The organism is Alteromonas gracilis, from assembly GCF_043642145.1.
GTDB lineage: Bacteria > Pseudomonadota > Gammaproteobacteria > Enterobacterales > Alteromonadaceae > Alteromonas > Alteromonas gracilis_B.
Window position 1 is genome coordinate 62,004 of the sequence record NZ_JBHZRZ010000001.1, and the last position, 20,000, is coordinate 82,003.

The 20,000-nt window shown below is 43.2% G+C and carries 15 protein-coding genes; all 15 read right to left on the reverse strand.

Annotated elements, in window-relative coordinates; all coding sequences use genetic code 11:
• Window positions 1-189: 189 nt before the first annotated feature.
• A complete protein-coding gene (locus tag ACHUFN_RS00305; protein WP_394220263.1) occupies window positions 190-2,508 on the reverse strand; it encodes an efflux RND transporter permease subunit in 2,319 nt (772 codons plus the stop codon).
• A 15-nt stretch (window positions 2,509-2,523) separates the two neighbouring features.
• Window positions 2,524-3,570: a WD40/YVTN/BNR-like repeat-containing protein gene (locus tag ACHUFN_RS00310; RefSeq protein ID WP_394220264.1), complete on the reverse strand. Its 1,047-nt coding sequence runs from the start codon at window positions 3,568-3,570 to the stop codon at window positions 2,524-2,526.
• Window positions 3,571-3,649: 79 nt separating this feature from the next.
• On the reverse strand, window positions 3,650-5,017 hold the full coding sequence (locus ACHUFN_RS00315) for a DUF1329 domain-containing protein (protein WP_394220265.1): 1,368 nt from the start codon (window positions 5,015-5,017) through the stop codon (window positions 3,650-3,652).
• A 12-nt stretch (window positions 5,018-5,029) separates the two neighbouring features.
• On the reverse strand, window positions 5,030-7,102 hold the full coding sequence (locus ACHUFN_RS00320; RefSeq protein ID WP_394220266.1) for a DUF1302 domain-containing protein: 2,073 nt from the start codon (window positions 7,100-7,102) through the stop codon (window positions 5,030-5,032).
• A gap of 347 nt (window positions 7,103-7,449) precedes the next feature.
• Window positions 7,450-7,692 carry a DUF2835 family protein gene (locus ACHUFN_RS00325; protein ID WP_394220267.1) on the reverse strand — a complete coding sequence of 81 codons (243 nt, stop codon included), beginning with the start codon at window positions 7,690-7,692 and terminating at the stop codon, window positions 7,450-7,452.
• Window positions 7,679-10,288 (reverse strand): aminopeptidase N, encoded by a 2,610-nt coding sequence (gene pepN, locus ACHUFN_RS00330; protein ID WP_394220268.1) that lies wholly within the window; start codon window positions 10,286-10,288, stop codon window positions 7,679-7,681. Before pepN ends, ACHUFN_RS00325 begins: the two co-directional genes overlap by 14 nt.
• Before the next feature lie 53 nt (window positions 10,289-10,341).
• Entirely contained in the window at window positions 10,342-11,811 is a 1,470-nt protein-coding gene (gene nhaC, locus ACHUFN_RS00335) for a Na+/H+ antiporter NhaC (RefSeq protein WP_394220269.1), read from the reverse strand.
• Window positions 11,812-11,910: 99 nt separating this feature from the next.
• Window positions 11,911-13,245, reverse strand: a complete 1,335-nt coding sequence (locus tag ACHUFN_RS00340; RefSeq protein WP_394220270.1) for a sodium-dependent transporter — start codon at window positions 13,243-13,245, stop codon at window positions 11,911-11,913.
• 82 nt (window positions 13,246-13,327) lie between these two features.
• Entirely contained in the window at window positions 13,328-15,370 is a 2,043-nt protein-coding gene (gene prc / locus ACHUFN_RS00345) for a carboxy terminal-processing peptidase (protein ID WP_394220272.1), read from the reverse strand.
• Window positions 15,371-15,372: 2 nt separating this feature from the next.
• Window positions 15,373-16,041: an RNA chaperone ProQ gene (gene proQ, locus ACHUFN_RS00350; protein ID WP_394220273.1), complete on the reverse strand. Its 669-nt coding sequence runs from the start codon at window positions 16,039-16,041 to the stop codon at window positions 15,373-15,375.
• 16 nt (window positions 16,042-16,057) lie between these two features.
• Complete coding sequence (locus ACHUFN_RS00355) at window positions 16,058-16,348, reverse strand: hypothetical protein (protein ID WP_118494789.1); 291 nt, start codon at window positions 16,346-16,348, stop codon at window positions 16,058-16,060.
• Window positions 16,349-16,350: 2 nt separating this feature from the next.
• The gene (locus tag ACHUFN_RS00360) at window positions 16,351-16,806 is read right to left on the reverse strand and encodes a GAF domain-containing protein (protein ID WP_394220274.1); all 456 of its coding nucleotides are present in this window, start codon (window positions 16,804-16,806) and stop codon (window positions 16,351-16,353) included.
• A gap of 12 nt (window positions 16,807-16,818) precedes the next feature.
• Window positions 16,819-17,535 carry an SIMPL domain-containing protein gene (locus ACHUFN_RS00365; RefSeq protein ID WP_394220275.1) on the reverse strand — a complete coding sequence of 239 codons (717 nt, stop codon included), beginning with the start codon at window positions 17,533-17,535 and terminating at the stop codon, window positions 16,819-16,821.
• 301 nt (window positions 17,536-17,836) lie between these two features.
• A complete protein-coding gene (locus tag ACHUFN_RS00370) occupies window positions 17,837-18,958 on the reverse strand; it encodes a pyridoxal-phosphate-dependent aminotransferase family protein (RefSeq protein WP_394220276.1) in 1,122 nt (373 codons plus the stop codon).
• A 514-nt stretch (window positions 18,959-19,472) separates the two neighbouring features.
• A complete protein-coding gene (locus tag ACHUFN_RS00375; RefSeq protein WP_394220277.1) occupies window positions 19,473-19,997 on the reverse strand; it encodes a gamma carbonic anhydrase family protein in 525 nt (174 codons plus the stop codon).
• Window positions 19,998-20,000 lie beyond the last annotated feature (3 nt).

Here is a 20,000-nt window from a genome sequence, read left to right on the forward strand (position 1 = left end):
CCTTTTTTGAATGTCGTAATACCAAGGTGACTTGGTATAAGTGTCGAGTACCTAACTATTTTCTCTAATAAATGACGCTAATGAAAGCCCAATTTTAACCTTATATTAACAGCATAGATAAGTATGCAAAAAACACCCAAAAAAAAGGGCCTAAAGGCCCTTTTTTATGCGTAGCTATGCAAAAATATTTTATGCATCAGGGTCATTCTTGTTCCACCATAGGAACCTTGCTAATGCAGGCAGTACAATTATTGCCCCAAGCATGTTCACAACGAACATGAAGGTTAGCAATATACCCATGTCCATTTGGAACTTAAGTGAAGAGAACACCCAGGTACTTACGCCAATGGCAAGCGTTATACCCGTAAATAGCACAGCGCTTCCACGTTCTTTAAGGGCTGCAAAATAAGCCTCTTGAACAGTTGCACCTTTCTTCAACATTAAGCTCTTAGTAGAAAGAATATAAATACCATAATCCACACCTATACCCACACCTAGTGCGATAACTGGCAACGTAGAAACGGTGAGACCAATTTGCAGGTATGTCATTAGGGCTTGGGCTAGTACTGATACCACGTACAGCGGGATAACCACAACCAAAGTGGCACGTAGTGACCGGAAGCTAATAAGACAAAGTGCAATCACCGCGCCGAATACATAAAGCATCATTGGGTCTTGTGCAGCACTTACTGCTTCGTTTGTTGCAGCCATAACACCTACAGGGCCTGATGCAAGACTAAACTTCATATCGTCTGTTTGGTATTCATCACGGTAAGCCTTAACGGCATCTACAACACGAGAAATCGTTTCGGCTTTGTGATCTTCCATAAACAGGATGATAGGCATTACTGAGCAATCACCGTTTAGCAATCCAGACGATGTCGGTACGCGAGAAATGGCCTGTACCAGCGTTTGCTGATTACGTGGAAGTACTTGCCATTTTACATTGCCCTCGTTGTACCCAGCGTTAACGATTTTAGCTACCGACGCAAGTGACACTGCTGATTGAACACCTTGAACATTTTCCATTTTCCATTGGAAGTCATCCATAGCCTTCATCACGCTGTGTGACGTACAAGCTTCTGGTGTAGTTTCAACCAGAATAGAAATGTAATCGACCGTTACTTCGTACTTGTCGGTAATCAGAAAAGTATCTTGGTTGTAGCGTGACGTCTCATGAAGCGCTGGTGCACCGGCATGCAAGTCACCTATTTTCATATTCTGAGCTTGGTAATGACCAAACACGAACAAAATCGCAGTTATAACAAGAATAACTGCAGCAGGCTTTTTACGTGAGCAAGCCGCTATAACTTCCCAGAACTTAGAATTAGCATTTTCCTTACCTGCAAACTTCTCAACGTACTTTTTATCTAGTTTTAAGAAGCTCATAAGAACCGGAAGTAACAATAAGTTGGTAAGAATGATTACTGCAACACCCATACTTGCTGTAATAGCGAGTTCGCGGATTATGCCAATATCAATGACCAACAGGGTCATAAAACCAACAGTATCTGACAGTAACGCGATACCTCCAGGGACCAGTAGGTTTCTAAACGCAGCCATCGAAGCACGCTTTGCACCAATTCCTGTTACTGCTTGTTTTTCAACTGCGTTGATCATTTGTACGCCATGGCTAACACCAATGGCAAAAACAAGGAACGGCACCAAAATTGACATAGGGTCCATACCGAAGCCAATTGATGTTAGTAAACCTAGCTGCCAGATAACGGCAATGATAGAACAAACCAGCGGAAGAAACGTAAGCATGATACTTCTAGAGAAGAAGTACACCATGATTGCCGTAATGGCGATAGCAATGGCGAAAAAGATCAATACGTCTTTCGCACCGTCAGCCACGTCACCAATCATTTTCGCGAAACCGATGATATGAATTGATGTGTTTTCGTCTTCATACTGCCCGCGAAGCTGCTCCTCCAGTTCGGCAGCTAACGCTAACGTATTTAGCGGCTCACCAGTTTGAGGGTCAATATCGAGCAGTTGAGCCGTGACCATTGCACAGCTGTAGTCACTTGATACCTGTCTACCAACAATATTCGCTTTTTCAACATTGGCAGCCACTAATTCAAGTGCTTCAGGGCTAGCAGAGTTGAAATCTGCTGGGATCACCGGACCGCCAGCGAAACCACCTTCTACAATTTCGGTAAAACGGGTTGAAGGAGAGAAAAGCGAAATTACCAATGAACGGTTCACGCCGTTGATGAAAAACAACTGGTCGTGAACGTTTTTAAGTGTGTCGAAAAAGTTTTGATTATATATATTGTCGTTTTTGTCACATACTGAAACTAAAATATTGTTAGCGCCACCGAAGTCTTGACGATGCTCAATATAGGTTTTCATGTATTCGTGGTTTAACGGAATATTTTTTTCGAAACCTGCGTCTAGGCGCATTTGTGAGGCTTGGTAACCCAGAAACACAGTAGCAATAGCGAACAAAGCCACTACTATTTTTCGATTGCCAAACACTAATTTTTCAAGAAAATGGGTCATTGTTCTTATACTGCCCTATTTTAGATTCAACGTTTTAATGCCATTTGCTGTAACAGCAATACTTTGGCCATTAAACTGAGTTGCATTTAAAAGCGCTGCTTTGTCTTTAATTTGTGAAACGACTATTCCCTCGTCTGCCTCGCAATCTGATGGAGTGGCATAAGGGTCGCGCATACTGGTTGGCAATGGACGCATTGCACTAACCAACATACCGTTGTTACCCAATGCGTAAACTTTAGACTCAGAGCCAATAAGAATAGAGTTGAGTGTGCTGGTTGAACATGTTTGCACATACTCCCACTCACTTTCGTTTCTATTAACAAAAATGTTTCCACGCAGACCCACTGCTAACACCGTATTTTCGTCTAATGGTTTTATGTCAAAAAATGAACCCGTATAGTCAACATAGTAACGCTCCCAAGATTCACCTAAATTGGTACTCTTGGCTAACAGGCCAGCTTCACCCGCTAGGTAAAGCGTATCACCATCGAGTGTGACTCGATTTAAATGTGGCAAAATAGATTCAAGTTCTTGTTGATAGAAGTCTTCGTCTTCTTTGCGAATCTCTTCTAAATACTCTTGATCCATGGGATCTAATAGACTGGCGTGACGTTCGGCTGTCCAAGTCTTGCCACCATCTAACGTGCGATAAAAAAGACCGTAGGCGCCAGCAGCTATACCTTGCTGCTCATTAAAAAATAAAACATCTAAAAACGGACGCTCGAGCTCGGGTTGGTAATTTTGTATTTCCCAAGTCTCGCCTTTATCTGAAGAATGAAGAATGACAGCATCGTGACCCACTGCCCAAATATTGTCGCCCACAACCGTGGTTGCTGTAAGCGTTGATTGCGTAGGTACGCGTTTTTGATTAAACGCCTTACCATCTTCTGAAACTAACACGTGACCGCGTTCACCGACAATAACGACAAATGAATCAGCGTCTATGTCCAACAGAACAGATTGCTCAACCAATGGTGCCATGAATGCGTCTTCGGCAAGTGCAGTAGTAGAATAATTCACTGCGAATGTGGCGGCAATGCACGCTGCAATGGTTTTTTTCATAATTAACCATTCCCCCTATTTATAATTGTCTGCATACAAAAACGGTTGGCATTTGCCAACCGTTTGTTGTGTAAGGTGATTAGCGCATACCTTCTCGTCGTAACGCTTGAGGTGTGAATTCCACATCTCGAGGACGAACTGTGAAGTCGTACATCTCTTCTTCGTTGTCTAAACCAATGGCTAGATAACGACGTGAGTTTAGGTCGTGGTAAACATCAAGCGTTGACCACTGTGTAGGAACTTCATAGTAGTTAACGCCATAAGCTACACCAACGCGATAAAGTTCGCCACGATTATCATACATATCAGCAACTTGAATTTGCCAGCTATCCTCATCAATGAAGAAAACACGCTTTTGATAAATATGGCGGTAGCCATCTTTCAATGTTGCTTCAACTTCCCAAACACGGTGTTTTTCCCAACGTGTTAAATCTGGATTTATGTGGTTTGGCTGAAGAATATCGTCGTACTTCGCGTTATCTGAATGAAGCGCATAGTTGTTATACGCCACATACATTTCTTTCTTACCCACTAGCTTCCAGTCATAACGGTTAGGAGAGCCGTTAAACATATCGAAATCGTCGGTGGTACGAAGGCCGTCAGCTGCTGTTCCTGGTGTATCGTAAGCGATGTTAGGCGCTAGACGTACACGACGCTGTCCGGTGTTGTATGTCCATGCTTTACGTGGCTCTTTTACTTGGTCAACGGTTTCATGTACAAGTAGTGCAGTACCAGCCAAACGCGCAGGCTTTGTCACTTTTTGTTTAAACATGAACAGAACGTTTTCTTCGGTTAGCTTTTCAGGTGTAGCACCTTCTTCAGCGTACTTGATTAAGAGCTGCTCATCAAAGCCGATTACGTTGTAATCACCACCAGTGGTAACCGCAGCTTGACCGCCGTTACGCTGAACCGCTTCACCGCGATAGCGAAGAATGTGGTTCCAAATTGCCTCTAGGCCATCTTGTGGAATCGGGAATGGAATACCTAAAACCGCACCCTTAATTCCGTTACCGTCATCTAAAAGCTCTGCGCGCGTCGCGTTTACCTTCGTTGCATCATAAATTGCTTGCGGGTTAGACGCTGAACGACGTGTTTGGTATACCGGCATGCGGAACGTGTCAGGATACGCTTCAAAAAGCTTTTTCTGACCTTCAGATAAAAACTCTGCATATTCTTTATAGTTTTGAGCTGTGATCTCAAAAAGCATTTTGTCATCTGGGTACGGATCTGGGTGGTGGTCGCCTACCGTGTACCCTGCAGGTGCAGAAGTGATACCACCGGTCCATGCTGGAATGGAGCCATCAGCATTACCCGCTTTTTCAGCGCCCAGTGGCGTTAGCTCATTACCAAGTTTATTCGCATCTGCTTCAGATACTTTTGCCATCGCGCCTGCACCTGACAAAGCAAGTGACAAGGCTGCGGCGATAATTCCTACTTTTCTAATCATAAATACCACTCTTTAGATTGCATATCGGATGTTGAACGAGACGAAGTCACGGTCAGCTAGTGCATTGGTAGTACCGATACCCCCCCAGAAAGCACTATACGACGCAGTAGCTTCAAATTTACTTAAATAATCAAACGTAAATGAAAGCGCTGCCGACTTAACATCCTCTGTGAAAAGGAACAATGGATCAGGCGTTGTACCATCAACATCGTGTGAAAACGTTCCGCGAACACGTAAATTCATACCCGCAAAAATTGAATTGTAATCTGCTACGGCAAGTAAACGATAACCCCACGCGTCATCAGTTGCAAATGGGTTTGTTTCTGGACCGTCTGATAGCCCCTGATGTAGACCCGTGCGAGGGTTGCCATTAATAGGCTCTAGTGAAGGAGTACGCGCAGTACCTGGTGCATTAAGGCGAACAACATCAGGGTCTGGCATATCAACGATATTCACATAACCTACTTCACCTAGAAGAACGAAGTTGTCTGTACCAAATTTAGGACCGAAAACGTGTGACGCTGTAAACTGCATCTGCCATGTGTCTGTGAAAACGAAACCTTGAGCGGTCTCACCCGGTCCAACCGTACGGCCGATATTGTTCAGCTGTGAGATGCCCTGTAGGTCGGGACGTCTAAGATCAGGTATATCTGAGTTTGCTAGCTGCTCAGGCATGCCCATATAAAGAAGTTCTACATCATCTATTTGAAGAGGCTCGTCTACACGGTAAGCGAATTCACCAGCAAACGCTGTTGTACCTATATTGGTGTTGAAGCTCATACCATATAGCTTTATGTCTTCAGGGTAGAAAAACTGTGATTGAGTAAATACACCTAGTTCAGTGATATTGTCTCGCGTAATTTCGTTATTTTGAATATAAGCAAGGTCTTGTGAAATTCCTGCAAATGTGAAATCTGAAGTTACACCAGAGATCAGAGGACGTTGGCTGTGATAATTAATGTGATAGAAACTGAATTCAGTTTCGTTTAACTCTTCTGCAAACCAGGTCAAACGCAAACCGTATTGTCCTTGGTCATCCGCATAATTATGCGCAGCATCAGAAAAGCCTCGAACAGCGACCTTTGTACCATAAAGAGCATAAGCACCAATAAGGTCTGTAGCTGGCGTGCCAGCTTCCATTAGATCACCGTATTGATTTAACACACTTAGAAGATGATCTAGATCGATATCAGGGTTACCACTGAAACCTAATTGAACATTTTGACGTTGACCGCCCTCACCTGCAAAATCGTTCCCTGCAAAGTAACTACCAGAAACGGGCAACCAACTTTCTTGCCATTCATATTGGTAGTAACCAGAAACACTTACCGTGTCAGTTAAACCCAATGAAGCGTAAACCATACCAACAGGTAAGAAAACTTCACGTAACTCGGCGCCCGGTGCACGTGCACGGGTTACGTCAACAGGGTTAGTTGTATTGATACCGTGCTGGATAAATGTACTTTCACCCCAGCTTATTACTTGACGACCAATACGCACTGTTAGCGGCTTTTCGCCTAACCACCAATCGCCGTAGAAGAATGCATCGTATAAACGCACGTCAGTACATAGTAAGTCTTCTGCTTCTGGGTCTTGGCACAAATCGTATTGGTTGCCCGTTATTGGATTTGAGTATGGGCGATCACCGTCCATTTGTTCAAAATCATAAAACCAAAATCCGCGAGCGAAAAAGCCATAATCGCCAAAGTTTACATCGAGTTCGTGAGTACCAGATAATTGCGTAGCAAAAGCACTACCCGGGTCGTGAGCAAGGTTACCCAAGTCACCATTCGTCGAGTAGCCGCCATCGGCCAACGCCCAAACATCTGCACTTGGGTATAAAGGATTGAAAGCCGCGTGGTAGCCGCTCCAGTCAAATTGAGGGTGATTACTGTTACCAATGAGGTCGTAATCACGTGCTTCCGTTCTAATACTTGTGGCTAATGTAAATGTAGAATCTAAAGTAATACTTACATCACCAACTTGCCAATTTGCTGCGTGAGCAGGTACTGCAGCTGCACCGAGCAGTGATAATACCCCTGCTGCTATCGGTGAGATTTTAAAAGCGCTAGGCCCATTTTTCATATTTTTATACTCCCAAGTCGATGTGACTTAATGCGTGACATCATGACCAACCATAACGATTAACAAAATCATTACATCATTTTGCCATAACCGCAAGAACTAATCCTACCAGTTAACAAAATTTACAACGTTAATCGTATCAAATAGTTAAAGATTTATTGTGAGTATAAAAAGCATTTATAACGTTGCAGATAATTTGTGCAAAATAATCGCAATTTTAGGCTTGAAGAAGCTGGGTAGCTAATTTGACAAATGTAGGCAAGCTGAGATAGAAAATTCACAAGAGAACATTGTGAAAAATAAGGCGTAAAACCCGTTAATTCAAATGTAAACGTTACTTTGTGTGTTCACCCTACCTTTTCAAAAGATTTTATCTTTTTGTCAGCGTTAACAATCATTCTGAAACGCCCTTTAATACCATTTGAAGTGACAAACTGACGCAGCCTATTAGTGGGTACTTGTACACTAAGCCCTGACTCACTCACCATGACGACGTCAGGCTTTGAAGGAGCGTAAAGCACCTCACATTGACTGTAAGATGCATTAATTGAAAAGTAAAAGACCGAGTCTGATGGGCTAATGCTTGTCATAAGCAAGGCTTTTACTTACTTTCTCAAACACGTCTTTACTTAGCCCTTTATGATTCAACAAGCGTCCAAGCTGCTGTTTCATTAGTACCTGATGTTTACTCGCAAAGCCTTGCCATTGAGTTAATGGCGTGACAATACGTGCCGCTACTTGAGGGTTCACTGCATCGAGTTTAAGTAAATAATCAGTAACAAATTTATAGCCGCTACCATCAAGTGCGTGAAACCTTTCACTGTTATAAAAAGCAAAACTTCCAATTACAGAACGCACACGGTTAGGGTTACTCATTGCAAATTGTGGATGCTCACACAGCATAGTAATGGTTGCGAAAATATCATCACGATTTTGCGTGGCGTGTAAAGCAAACCATTTGTCTAACACCAGCGGGTCGTGATTCCACGTTTCTTCAAATCTAGCCATTAAACTATCAAAGGTAGATTGAGTGCTATACTGAGCGCTTCTCAGAGCGCCTAACGTGTCGGTCATGTTGTCTGCGTTATCGAACTGCGAAACGACGCGCTCTTCATATTGTGGAAGCCTTGCTAAGTGTGTTAGCACCACGTTTTTACATCGGCGTTGATTTACGGCGTTTTGCGTGTAGGTGTAAGCGTTTCTTTCAATGTTATCAAATACACCAAGCAATTCGAGTTCTAGCGCGTGTGCGAACTGATCGCAAAACGCTTTTCTCGCTTTTGAAAGGGCCGATACATCGATATTGTTTCGGTTTTGGCACAATGTTTCAAACGAAGGTATAACAAGACACTCACCTAAAAGTTCAAGGTTACTTTGTTCTTGTGCTATGGCTTGTTTAATACCTTGCCAAATCTCATTACTCACCCCTGAGCCAGGTGCCTCTTCAATTTGCTTAATGCAGCGGTCGTAAAGCGTTTGCATTGCGTCCCAACGATTAAATGGATCCTTGGCATATTTGAAGATAGTCAGTAAAGAAGCCGTATCTAATGGATTATCTACTTTTGCGGGCGCAGAGAAATTGCCTAAAACGACAGGTGTTAGCTTGGCGTCACCTGCACTAACAGTGAAGCTGACGCTGGTTTCTTTCAGTATAACCATACCATCGTTAATTACTGATTCGTTGTCGCTGTATACATTGCCTTTGTCATCAATAATTTCGATATTAACAGGTATGTACAAAGGTTGCTTTTCGCTTTGATCAGACGTTGCTGGTGTATGTTGTGAAAGGGTGAAAACGTTAAGTACCTCTCCGCTTTCTGAAGTCTTAGTGCTGTGATTCACTTTTATTACGGGGGTTCCAGATTGACTGTACCAGCGCGCAAACTGAGTCAAGTCTAAATCTGTTGCCGACTGCATTGCGGAAATAAAGTCATCGCACGTCACCGCTTGGCCGTCGTGACGTTTAAAGTATTCATCCATGCCGCGTCTGAAGCCTTGGGGCCCAAGAAGGGTATGGAACATACGGATCACTTCAGCACCTTTGTCGTAAACCGTTACCGTATAGAAGTTGTTCATTTCAATGACTTCTTCGGGACGTATCGGATGACTCATTGCGCTAGCATCTTCAGCAAACTGATGCTCACGCATTACACGAACATGTTTTATTCGATTGCTTAATGCTGAAGTCATGTCTGCGCTAAATTGCTGGTCTCTAAATACAGTTAATCCTTCTTTTAGGCTTAGCTGGAACCAGTCTCTACAAGTAACTCTGTTTCCCGTCCAGTTGTGAAAATACTCATGAGCAATTACAGACTCAACGTTAAAAAAGTCATCGTCCGTCGCGCTTTTCTGGTCGGCTAAAACAAATTTACTGTTAAAGACATTAAGGCCTTTATTCTCCATCGCTCCCATGTTGAAGAAGTCTACGGCAACTATCATGTAGATGTCTAAATCGTATTCAAGGCCAAATACATCCTCATCCCACTTCATTGCGCGTTTAAGTGACTCTAATGCAAAGATGCCCTGAGATTTTTTACCCTTATCAACGTAAAGTTCAAGCGCAACTTCTTTTCCGCTCGTTGTAGTATAAGTATCGGTGAGAAGGTCGAAGTCCCCTGCAACTAAAGCAAATAAATAGCACGGTTTTGGGTGGGGATCGTGCCATTTCACAAAGTGCATTTTTGCATCAATATCCCCTTTGTCTACCGGATTGCCATTGGCAAGTAGCATAGGAATTGACTTATCGGCAACGACGGTAACAGTGTATACAGACAGAACATCCGGCCTATCCATAAAATACGTAATTCGACGGAAGCCTTCGGCTTCACACTGGGTACAATATGCTCCTCCAGAAAGATAAAGCCCTTCAAGCGCTTTATTTTGCTCGGGTGCAGTTGTTGTGGAAATTTCCAACTCGAATTGTTCAAGTTCAGTATTTACGCTAAGCGTACTTTCATCTACTGAATATAAACTTGGAGGTAAAGGTTCGCCATTTATGGCAACGGCATCGAGAATTAAATTATCACCGTCTAGTATCAAAGCTTGTGTATGAACACCGTTTCGTTTTACGGCTAATTTGCTTACAACCTTTGTTTGTGTCGGGTGAAGCGTGATGTGTAGGTCAACTGTCGCTATCGAGAAAGCGGGCGGTTGATAGTCCGCCCGGCGCTTAGCTTTAACTGACATAGATCCTCCTAAAAGAAAGCCTACGTGAATTGAATTGAAACGTTTATTTAAACTTAGCCTTTGCTGCTTACTTCAACCGTTGGTGGCGTAATGCGCAATATCTTAATACCTAAGTACGCGTAGACAACGGCTAGGATCGGGTTAAGTACATTAAAGAATGCGTAAAACACATAATCGAATGGATTAACTAGCAACACACTATGCATGTAAGCGCCGCACGTGTTCCACGGAATTAGTGGCGAAGTAAGCGTACCGCCATCTTCGAGGCTGCGTGATAAGTTCAGCTGATCTAGACCTCGTTTTTTGTACTCTTCTTTGTACATACGACCAGGCATAACGATAGAGATGTATTGGTCTGCTGTTACTAAGTTAGTGCCCAAACACGTAAGAATGGTTCGACTAACCATGTCACCGGCAGATTTAGCGCCTATTAAGATAGCAGAAACAGCACGCTTCAATAGACCAACGCGCTCAAGCACCGCGCCAAACGACATTGCACAGATGATTAACCATATGGTGTTAAGCATTGAAGACATTCCGCCACGAGAGAGTAAGCTGTTTAGGTTTTCATCAGGAGTAGAGAAGCTAACGCCATCAAACAAGGCAGTCCACACTACTTTAAGTGCGCCAATATTAACGGAATCATCGCTACTCGCCATCGCAGTAACTACGTCCCACTGGAATACCACAGCCCAAACGCCGCCTAATAACGCACCAATGAATACAGCAGGAAATGCTGGCATTTTTTTAATAGCAAGCGTAAGCAGAATTACCAATGGAATAAGTAAGTGCCATCCCAAATCAAAAGACTCATTTAGAAGCATCTGCATTTGCTCAATGCGCTCAGCTTTGGCCTCACCAACTTCACTGAAACCAAGCACTGTGAAAAGAATTAAGGCTATAACAAAGCTTGGGATAGTGGTCCACAGCATGTAACGGATATGCTCAAACAGGTCTGTGCCCGCAACGGCTGGCGCTAGGTTAGTCGTTTCTGACAGGGGGGAAATTTTATCACCGAAATACGCGCCAGAGACCACTGCACCTGCGGTGATAGCAGCAGACATCTCCATGCCGGCCGACACGCCCATTAATGCCACACCGACAGTAGCTGCGGTAGTCCACGAACTACCTATGCTCATTGCTACCACGGCACAGATAAGACAAGCAGCTGCGTAGAAAAATGAAGGGTTTAGCAGTTCTAAACCAAAGTAGATTAGTGTGGGAACAGTACCTGCTAACATCCAGGTGCCTATTAAAGAACCTACCGCTAACAAAATTAAGCATGCACCAAGTGACATTGATATGCCATCAACAATACCCTTTTCGATAGTTTTCCAGCTGTAACCATTCTTCATACCAATGATTGCAGCTAAACTCATGGCTAAAAGTAGCGCTATTTGGTTAGGCCCGTAAGATGAGTTATCTGCAAACAGATAAACAGCGCTTCCCATCATTATGACAAGCGCAACAATAGGAAAAAGCGCATCGAGTAGTGACGGCGTTTTTGTTTCGTTATTCGTCATTGTCGTTTTTTTAAACCTTATTATTGTATTTATAACGCGTTATGCGAGCTGTTTTTGTAATTCTGTATATAAAGAAATGAAGTGTAATAACACTATGCGTTAAAACACCGAACGATAGAACATCAAAGCAATGATGACTGGGCAAACAAAACGGACGTACCAAGGCCAAATTTTCCAGAAGATACTGTGCTCAGCAAACTCATCACCTTGTTTTAGTTCTTCAAGAATTGCATCTCTTCGCCAAACCCAACCTGCAAAGATACACAAAGCAAACCCTAGTAATGGCTGGCTGTACTCTGTAGTTACCTTAATCACTAAACCAAACAGCGTTTCAAAGTTTAGAATAATCGTACAGCTTAAGATAAAGATTATTGAGGCCATTAACAGCACGGCTTTCTTGCGTTCAAGCCCTTTGCTTTCAACCATAAATGCAACGGGTACTTCTAACATTGAGATAGAAGATGTCACCGCTGCAATTGCCATGAGCGCGAAGAACGTGAATGCCACGAATAGCCCGACCGTCCCAATAGTATCGAACAGCGCTGGCAGTACTTTGAATATAAGAGTATCGCCCTGAATTAACGCGCCCTCTGGTGTGAAAATTTCAACACCGTTGTTAAGTGCAACATACATTGCAGGAATAATTAACATACCGGCTATAACCGCTACGCCAATATCGACTAAAGCGACCGAAGCGCCGATGCTTGGAAGGTTTTCTTTTTTGCTTAGGTACGAGCCGTAAACGAGCATAGTACCTACACCTAGCGACATAGAGAAAAATGCTTGGCCCATTGCATTAATCAGTAAGTCTGGATCTAAGACACGTGAGAAATCAGGTACCAAGTACGCTGACCAGCCTTCTACCGCACCTGGTTGTAGGCTTACATATACAATCAACGCAAGGATAAGAATAACTAACGTTGGCATAAGTCGTACCGACCACTTTTCAATTCCCGACTTCACACCACCAACAACGATGAACGCTGTTAAACCCATGAATAAAAAGCAAAAAATAACGTTACGCGTAACCGATGAAGTAAGTAACCAATCGCTAGCGGCCGTTAAGCCAACCAAGTTTACTGCTGCATCTGCGAAGTAAACCAGCATCCATCCGCCTACAATGGCATAGAAGGCAAGAATAAGAGACACTGTGATACAGCCCCAGATACCTGTAGCTTTGCCAATGAAATTACCTGATATCTTGCCTAAGGCATCGACCATATTGGAACGTGAACTGCGCCCTATTATTAGTTCAGCCATTAATACCGGGTAAGCAAGGACGAATGCAAGAAGTAAATAGACAAGTACAAAAGCGGCGCCACCGTTGCTAGCTACTTTTGTGGGAAAGCCCCAGATATTGCCAAGTCCGACTGCTGAGCCAGCGGCTGCTAGCACGAACCCTATTCGAGAGGAAAATTCGCCTCTGATAGCCATAAAGTTTCCCTTTATTATTGTTTTAATAATTTATAGACACAAAAAAAGGGCTGGCCCTAGACCAGCCCTTTCTTCTAATCACTTAATTTCTTGTGATAGCGTAACGGCCTGTTTCGATCATATCGAAAGTTATGTTGGCAGCCTCATCCAAGAATGGATCTAATTCTTCCATATCTTCAGGTAGGTCGTCCAATGTTGCGACTGTTTCCATTCCCATTCGCTGTAAACGTTCGTTAGCACGAGCAAGCGACTTTTCTTCCGCCTCTTTTTTCTCTGCTTCACGCACAGACTTCACCAATGAGATGTAGTTCTTATCTTTGTTCTCTTTATATTCTTTAATATCGTCGTAAATATAAGAAAACTCAGCATCTTGTAGAATTCGTTTATTGTGCTTCGCTGTAAGAACGTCTAATGCCGCCGTTCCGTCAGCAAATGTGGTGTAATTAGCACGATTAATGCTATCCCAAGGTAGAGCATTCTCCGCTTGGCTCTCGCCCCACTCTGCTGGCTCTATGGCTGATGGGTAAAGAATATCAGGTATAACACCTTTGTGCTGTGTACTTCCGCCATCGATACGATAAAACTTAGCAATGGTAAACTGAACGCTACCTAATGGATTATCGTAAAGATCATAAATTTTACCTAAGCCTCTGTGTTGTTGAACTGTACCTTTACCGAAAGTTTGTTCACCTACAATCAGAGCTCGGTTGTAGTCTTGCATAGCTGCTGCGAAAATTTCCGAAGCAGATGCGCTATAACGGTCTACAAGAACAGTTAACGGGCCATCGTAAGCGACTTCACCGTCAGTATCGCGGTTTACGCTAACCTTGCTTTGACCATAACGAATTTGTACAACCGGGCCTTTTTCAATGAACAAGCCCGTTAGCAACGTTGCTTCAGTAAGTGAACCACCACCGTTGCCACGTAAATCTACAATTACGCCTTTTACGTTTTGAGACTTTAGGCTCTCAATTTCTTTGGCCACATCCATGCTTAAATTGTTATAAAAGCTTGGAATCGTAATAACGCCTAGCGGCTGGCCTTCGTGAGGCCCTGCTTCTGGAACGTAGATTTCAGATTTAGCAGCGCGATCTTCAAGTTTAATCTTATCGCGAGTTAAACTCACCACTGATGTGGTTTTAGCGTCGGTTGCCCCTTTTTCAACTTGAAGGCGAACGGTGCTTCCTTTAGGGCCTTTAATAAGTTCAACTACTTCGTCTAATCGCCAACCAATGACATCAACGAATTCTTCATCGTCTTGCGCAACACCAACAATCTTATCTTCAGGCTTGATAGCGCCTGATTCATCTGCCGGGCCACCAGGTACTACACTTTTAATAATTGTGTAGTCATCTTCACTCTGTAGTACCGCGCCGATCCCTTCAAATGACAAATTCATGTCCATTTGAAAGCGCTCAGCGTTTCGCGGTGACAAATAACTGGTGTGTGCTTCGATGGTTCTTGCAAAAGCGTTCATCGCGGTTTGGAAAACATCTTCGCTTTTCGCTTGCTTCGTGCGTTTAATAGCACGAGTATACCGCTTGGTAAGAAGCTCTTTTGCTTCTTCCCACGTTTTGTCAGCAAGAATCAGATTTAGTGCGTCGTATTTAACGCGTTGACGCCAGATTTCGTCTAACTCGGCTTTGTTTGCAGGCCATTTGGCGTCTTCTCTATCATAAAAGAACTTATCTCCTTCTTTTTCAAAGTCGAACGGCCCTTTGTCTAACAGTTCCAACGCAAACTCATAGCGTTCAACGCGGCGTTTAGCACTTACGTTGTACATATCATAAGCAACAGACAAGTTACCTTTACTCAACGCGTCATCGAACAAGGTTCTATATTTCTCAAAACCTACCACATCAGATAGCAGCAATACTTGCTTATTATGATCTAATGATTCGATAAAGCGCTGGTAAACTCTGGCCGAAAGCACATCATCCAACGATATTTCCTTGTAATGTGCTCTTGTAAAGAGCGCACTTACTCGCTTTGCTGCCACACTGTGCTGAGATTCCTGCTGTAAAATTGGAAGCTCGTCTACTTCAGGTGTTGACGTAACTGCGCCTGCTCCTACCCCAACGGTAAGAAAAGCACTGGCGATGGAAATTCGAAGGATGTCTTTCATATTTACGACCTCTTGGAGCGTGCCAAACGTAAAGCGTCTGCGTTTACTTTAACTACCATGCCTGAGTCTAATTGAACGTGAACGCCATCTTTAGCAACTTCGGTAATTACTGCTGGCATAGGTGCTTTACCTAACTTAACGGTAACCAACGTACCTTGCTGTAAATCGCTGTCTGTCAATTTTGCAGGCGGTGTATTGTTTGGTCTGCTATTTTTCGGTTTAGTTCCGCGCTTTGTTTCAGCATGGTCCGAATTTGCAGATTTTTCACCTTTTGGACGATTAAATTGACGCTTATCTTTACGCTTTGGCTGTTGGGCGAGCTTAGCTTTGCGTTTTTCTGCCGCTTTTGCCTTGCTTTCCTCTAGCTGCTGCTGCGCATGATCAGCATGTTCTTTTTCGATGGCTTCGCCTTCAACGCCATCTAAATCAACGCGATTAGCACCTTCTTTGATGCTATAAAGATAGCGCCAACTGTTAGTGTAATGACGAAGCGTTGAGCGTAGCAGTGTTTTACTTACGCGTTCTTCTTCTTCTAATCGTTCGGCAAGATCTTGAAAAATGCCGATCTTAAGTGGGCGGGCCTCGCCTTCAATGCTAAAGCATTTCGGAAAGGTCTCTGCAAGGAAAGCTATTACTTCCTTACTGTTATTAAACTTCTCTGGTGATTCCATTAACTTTCTAAATTATTCAGGAGATTTCATCGTTACTTGCATCATCCCAAGTTGCCAGCGTGTGGTCAACCCAATCAAGCAATTCGTCGTCATCTATTTCTAATAAATGCTTATCTTGTTGCCAAGATTCCCATGCGTAGTGCAAAATTTGCTCTAATCGCTGTGTTTCTATATCTTCCTCAGCGTTGTCGTAAACAGCATGAAGAATAAAGTTTAAACGTTCAGACGCCTCATCTGGGTCATCGTGAAAGTCTTCCATATCTTCAAACGTAGATAAAACAACGTGAATATCAACACTGGATTTCATAATTATTTCTGTGAATCCATAAGAATTTGTGCAATTTCCACAAGCCCTTTTTCGTCATCTTCGGTGAAACGTTCAAACGCAGGACTGTCGATATCAAGTACACCAACAAGTTTATCATCAAGTACAAGAGGAATAACGATCTCAGAATTCGATGCAGCGTCACAAGCAATGTGACCTTCAAACTGATGAACATCTGCTATGCGCTGAACTGTTCTAGTGCTTGCACTGGTTCCACATACACCCTTTCCTAGTGGAATTCGGATGCATGCGGGTTGACCTTGAAAAGGACCAAGCACTAACTGGTCTTCTTTAAACAAATAAAAGCCTGCCCAGTTCACCTCTTCTAAATGGTTGAATAAAAGTGCACTGATATTTGCCATATTGGCAATAAGGTCATGTTCGCCAGAAACCAAGCTTTTGGCTTGGCTGATTAACTGAACGTACTGTTGTTCTTTCAAACGAATATCCTGCTATTGAACAATTTTAAATGAAACATTAATTCGCGCTTCTACACGCTCTTGTCCGGGAAGAGACATTGACATGTCTTTGGAAAAGGCCTCTGCGCGCATTACTGGAATCGGCATATTGCCACCAGTTTCAGATATTGCAACAACTTCCCCTACTTCTATCTGTAATTCTTTAGCTAATAACTGTGCACGTTGCTTTGCATCTTTAACCGCAGCAACTAACGCTTGTTGATAAGCGCTGCCTTCGCTAAGAGAAATAAAGTTAAACTGCTGTATTCGGTCGACGCCACGCTTTAAAACGCCATCGAGTACTTTGTCGAAACTATCTAGGTCGGTTGACGTAATGGAAATGTCACGCGAAAGCGTAAAGCCTTGTTGCTGACGGCCTTGCGGGGTATTAACGTAGCGCGGCTGTAATCGCACTTGCATACTTTGTATGTGCTTTTCTTCTAAACCTTGATTAAGCAAAAACTTAACAACAGAGCGTAAATCTGAATCAAGTTGTGTATTGAGTTTTCCGACAGTATCTCCCTCTTCCTCAACGACGAGCGTGACTGAATATGCATTGGGTGTTACTTCAACAGCGCCCACACCTTGCACATTTATCACTGCCTCTTGTGCTGCTTGCACAGATAACCATGGCGCGGACAAAGCAATACCGACTGAAACTAAAAGGCTGCTTCTGGATAAAGCTTTTTTAGTACGTGTAAACCAATTCATAGGGTTTCCTTATTAATGGCATTCTTAAATAACGTTATATCAAGAATAGACGTATATAACTGAATAATTTATGAATATACACAATGCTTTTACTCTAACATTGAACGCACGGCGCTACTGTCGTAGTGTCGGTGAAATCCAGTAATTTTGAGGCAAGCTCGATGTGGAAATGTGCTTTGAGGCAGCGATGAAAATGAAAAAGAGTCAAAGTGCTCCCCCTCATCGTTGCTGTATGAGGGAGAGTTGAGAACTGGCTAACACATGAATAAACCAATTCACTCAAATGAGCTTTAGCTACTTCCTATTTTAACACTGCACGCAGCGCTGCAAGGCAGTGATCAATGTTACGTGGTTTACACGCATAGCCCATTAAACCTATACGCCACACTTTGCCAGCGTGCTCTCCCAATCCAGCGCCAATCTCCAGATTGAAATCTTCAAGTAGCTGTTTTCGTACTGCCGCGTCATCTACGCCTTGGGGAATTTTCACGACATTAAGCTGCGGCAAGCGATATGAGCCGTCTACGGTGAGTTCTAGCCCAAGTTCTTGTAAACCTTGTGCAAGTTTCTCATGGCCTTGAGCATGACGTGCCCACGCATTTTCCAAGCCCTCTTCTTTTAAAATAAGAAGCGCTTCGTACATCGCATACATGCTGTTAACTGGTGCGGTATGATGATAAGCGCGTTTGGCTCCCTGGCCCCAATAGCCAACAATTAAATTCATGTCTAAAAACCAGCTTTGTACTTTTGTTTTTCGATTTTGAATAACGCTTACTGCTTTGTCGCTAAATGAAACGGGCGAAATGCCAGGTACACAACTTAAGCATTTTTGCGAACCTGAATAGATAGCATCAATTCCCCAACCATCAACATCCAACTCAATGCCACCTAGCGACGTAACTGCATCAACAATGCTCAAACAATCGTATTTCTTGGCCAATTCGCAAAGGGCTTTGGCTTCATTACGAACGCCCGTTGACGTTTCTGCATGCACAAAGGCAAGTATCTTAATCTCTGGGTTGGCCTTAAGGGCATCTTCCACTGCATTAAGGTCGGTCTGCTCCCCCCATGTATTATTGATGGTTACTGCTTCACCGCCGCAACGTTCTACATTTTCAACCATGCGCATACCAAATACACCGTTTATGCAAACAAGTACTTTGTCACCCGGTTCTACAAGATTTACAAAGCAAGCTTCCATGCCCGCTGAGCCTGGCGCCGAAATCGGCATGGTGAGCGCGTTCTCGGTTCTAAACGCGTATTGTAAAAGTTGCTTCGTATTGTCCATCAAGTCAATGAACAGAGGGTCAAGGTGGCCCAGCGTAGGCCTCGCCATGGCGTTTAGTATTCTTGGGTTAACATCGGATGGTCCTGGACCCATTAAGGTGCGTTCAGGGGGAATAAAAGTAGAAAACGATTGCATAATCCATCCTCGTATCAATGTAAGGGCTATTGTTATAATCATCATCACGCGTATTAGGCATGATATGCATCGACATACTACAAGGATACGAAAAAGGCACAACAGTCTGTTTTCAACATAAATAATATGAATGAAAGCGTCTTTGAATATTATTGAAATTGTATATTTGGTGAAATGTAGTGCGGTGGATAAAATGTGATCAAATGGTGGATATGCTCTGCACAAATATGCCCTTAAAAGTTATCACATCCGACCAGTTCTTAGTTTATTGATAACTAACGAATTAGTTCTACAATTTAATTAGAATTTTGAGTGTAAGATAAAATTCACACAGAAACTGTTTATAAATTGTACAAATGTATTCTATAATCATTGTCCGTTTGATAGATTTTACTTAAACTCTCCCTGTAAAAGTTAGCGCACGGCTCAGCAATGAGCCATTCCCCTAGGCCCGGAACGCATGTTCTGGGCATTTTTTATGGGCAGTCGAAAATCATGGCTTAATGAGTGCGCCCTACTCACGAATCACTTGAAGCGACGACTTATACGCTTTGCCATTTTCTACGTAGTGGTTTGCTGATGCTTTCAGTTTTGGCTCAACATTTTTATCGAGGGTTCTAATCACCTTCCCTGGCGAGCCAACAACCATACTGTAATCGGGTATTTCCATATTTTCCGTGACAAGTGCGTTAGCACCAATGATGCAGTATTTTCCAATTTTGGCGCCATTGAGAACTACTGCATTAATACCTACCAACGAGTAGTCACCTATTTCACAGCCGTGCAGCATAACTTTGTGCCCAACAGTCACACCGGTTCCAAGCGTTAAAGGAATACCAGCATCGGTGTGCAATACACTGCCATCTTGGATATTAGAGTTCTCTCCTATGGTTATTTTGTCCATATCGCCGCGAATAACGGCGTTAAACCAAACACTGGCACCAGCTTTAAGTTCTGTGTTGCCAATAACGTGTGCGCCTGGCGCAATAAAAACACTATCGTGAATATGTGGCACTTTAGCGCCTAAACTGTAGCGCATACT

Coding starts and splice junctions, on each gene's coding strand:
- ACHUFN_RS00320 (WP_394220266.1), bottom strand. CDS start 7,102: ATGAAAAATGGGCCTAGCGCTTTTAAAATCTCACCGATAGCAGCAGGG.
- ACHUFN_RS00315 (WP_394220265.1), bottom strand. CDS start 5,017: ATGATTAGAAAAGTAGGAATTATCGCCGCAGCCTTGTCACTTGCTTTG.
- ACHUFN_RS00370 (WP_394220276.1), bottom strand. CDS start 18,958: ATGCAATCGTTTTCTACTTTTATTCCCCCTGAACGCACCTTAATGGGT.
- ACHUFN_RS00310 (WP_394220264.1), bottom strand. CDS start 3,570: ATGAAAAAAACCATTGCAGCGTGCATTGCCGCCACATTCGCAGTGAAT.
- ACHUFN_RS00355 (WP_118494789.1), bottom strand. CDS start 16,348: ATGAAATCCAGTGTTGATATTCACGTTGTTTTATCTACGTTTGAAGAT.
- prc (WP_394220272.1), bottom strand. CDS start 15,370: ATGAAAGACATCCTTCGAATTTCCATCGCCAGTGCTTTTCTTACCGTT.
- pepN (WP_394220268.1), bottom strand. CDS start 10,288: ATGTCAGTTAAAGCTAAGCGCCGGGCGGACTATCAACCGCCCGCTTTC.
- ACHUFN_RS00375 (WP_394220277.1), bottom strand. CDS start 19,997: ATGCGCTACAGTTTAGGCGCTAAAGTGCCACATATTCACGATAGTGTT.
- ACHUFN_RS00340 (WP_394220270.1), bottom strand. CDS start 13,245: ATGGCTATCAGAGGCGAATTTTCCTCTCGAATAGGGTTCGTGCTAGCA.
- ACHUFN_RS00365 (WP_394220275.1), bottom strand. CDS start 17,535: ATGAATTGGTTTACACGTACTAAAAAAGCTTTATCCAGAAGCAGCCTT.
- nhaC (WP_394220269.1), bottom strand. CDS start 11,811: ATGACGAATAACGAAACAAAAACGCCGTCACTACTCGATGCGCTTTTT.
- proQ (WP_394220273.1), bottom strand. CDS start 16,041: ATGGAATCACCAGAGAAGTTTAATAACAGTAAGGAAGTAATAGCTTTC.
- ACHUFN_RS00305 (WP_394220263.1), bottom strand. CDS start 2,508: ATGACCCATTTTCTTGAAAAATTAGTGTTTGGCAATCGAAAAATAGTA.
- ACHUFN_RS00325 (WP_394220267.1), bottom strand. CDS start 7,692: ATGACAAGCATTAGCCCATCAGACTCGGTCTTTTACTTTTCAATTAAT.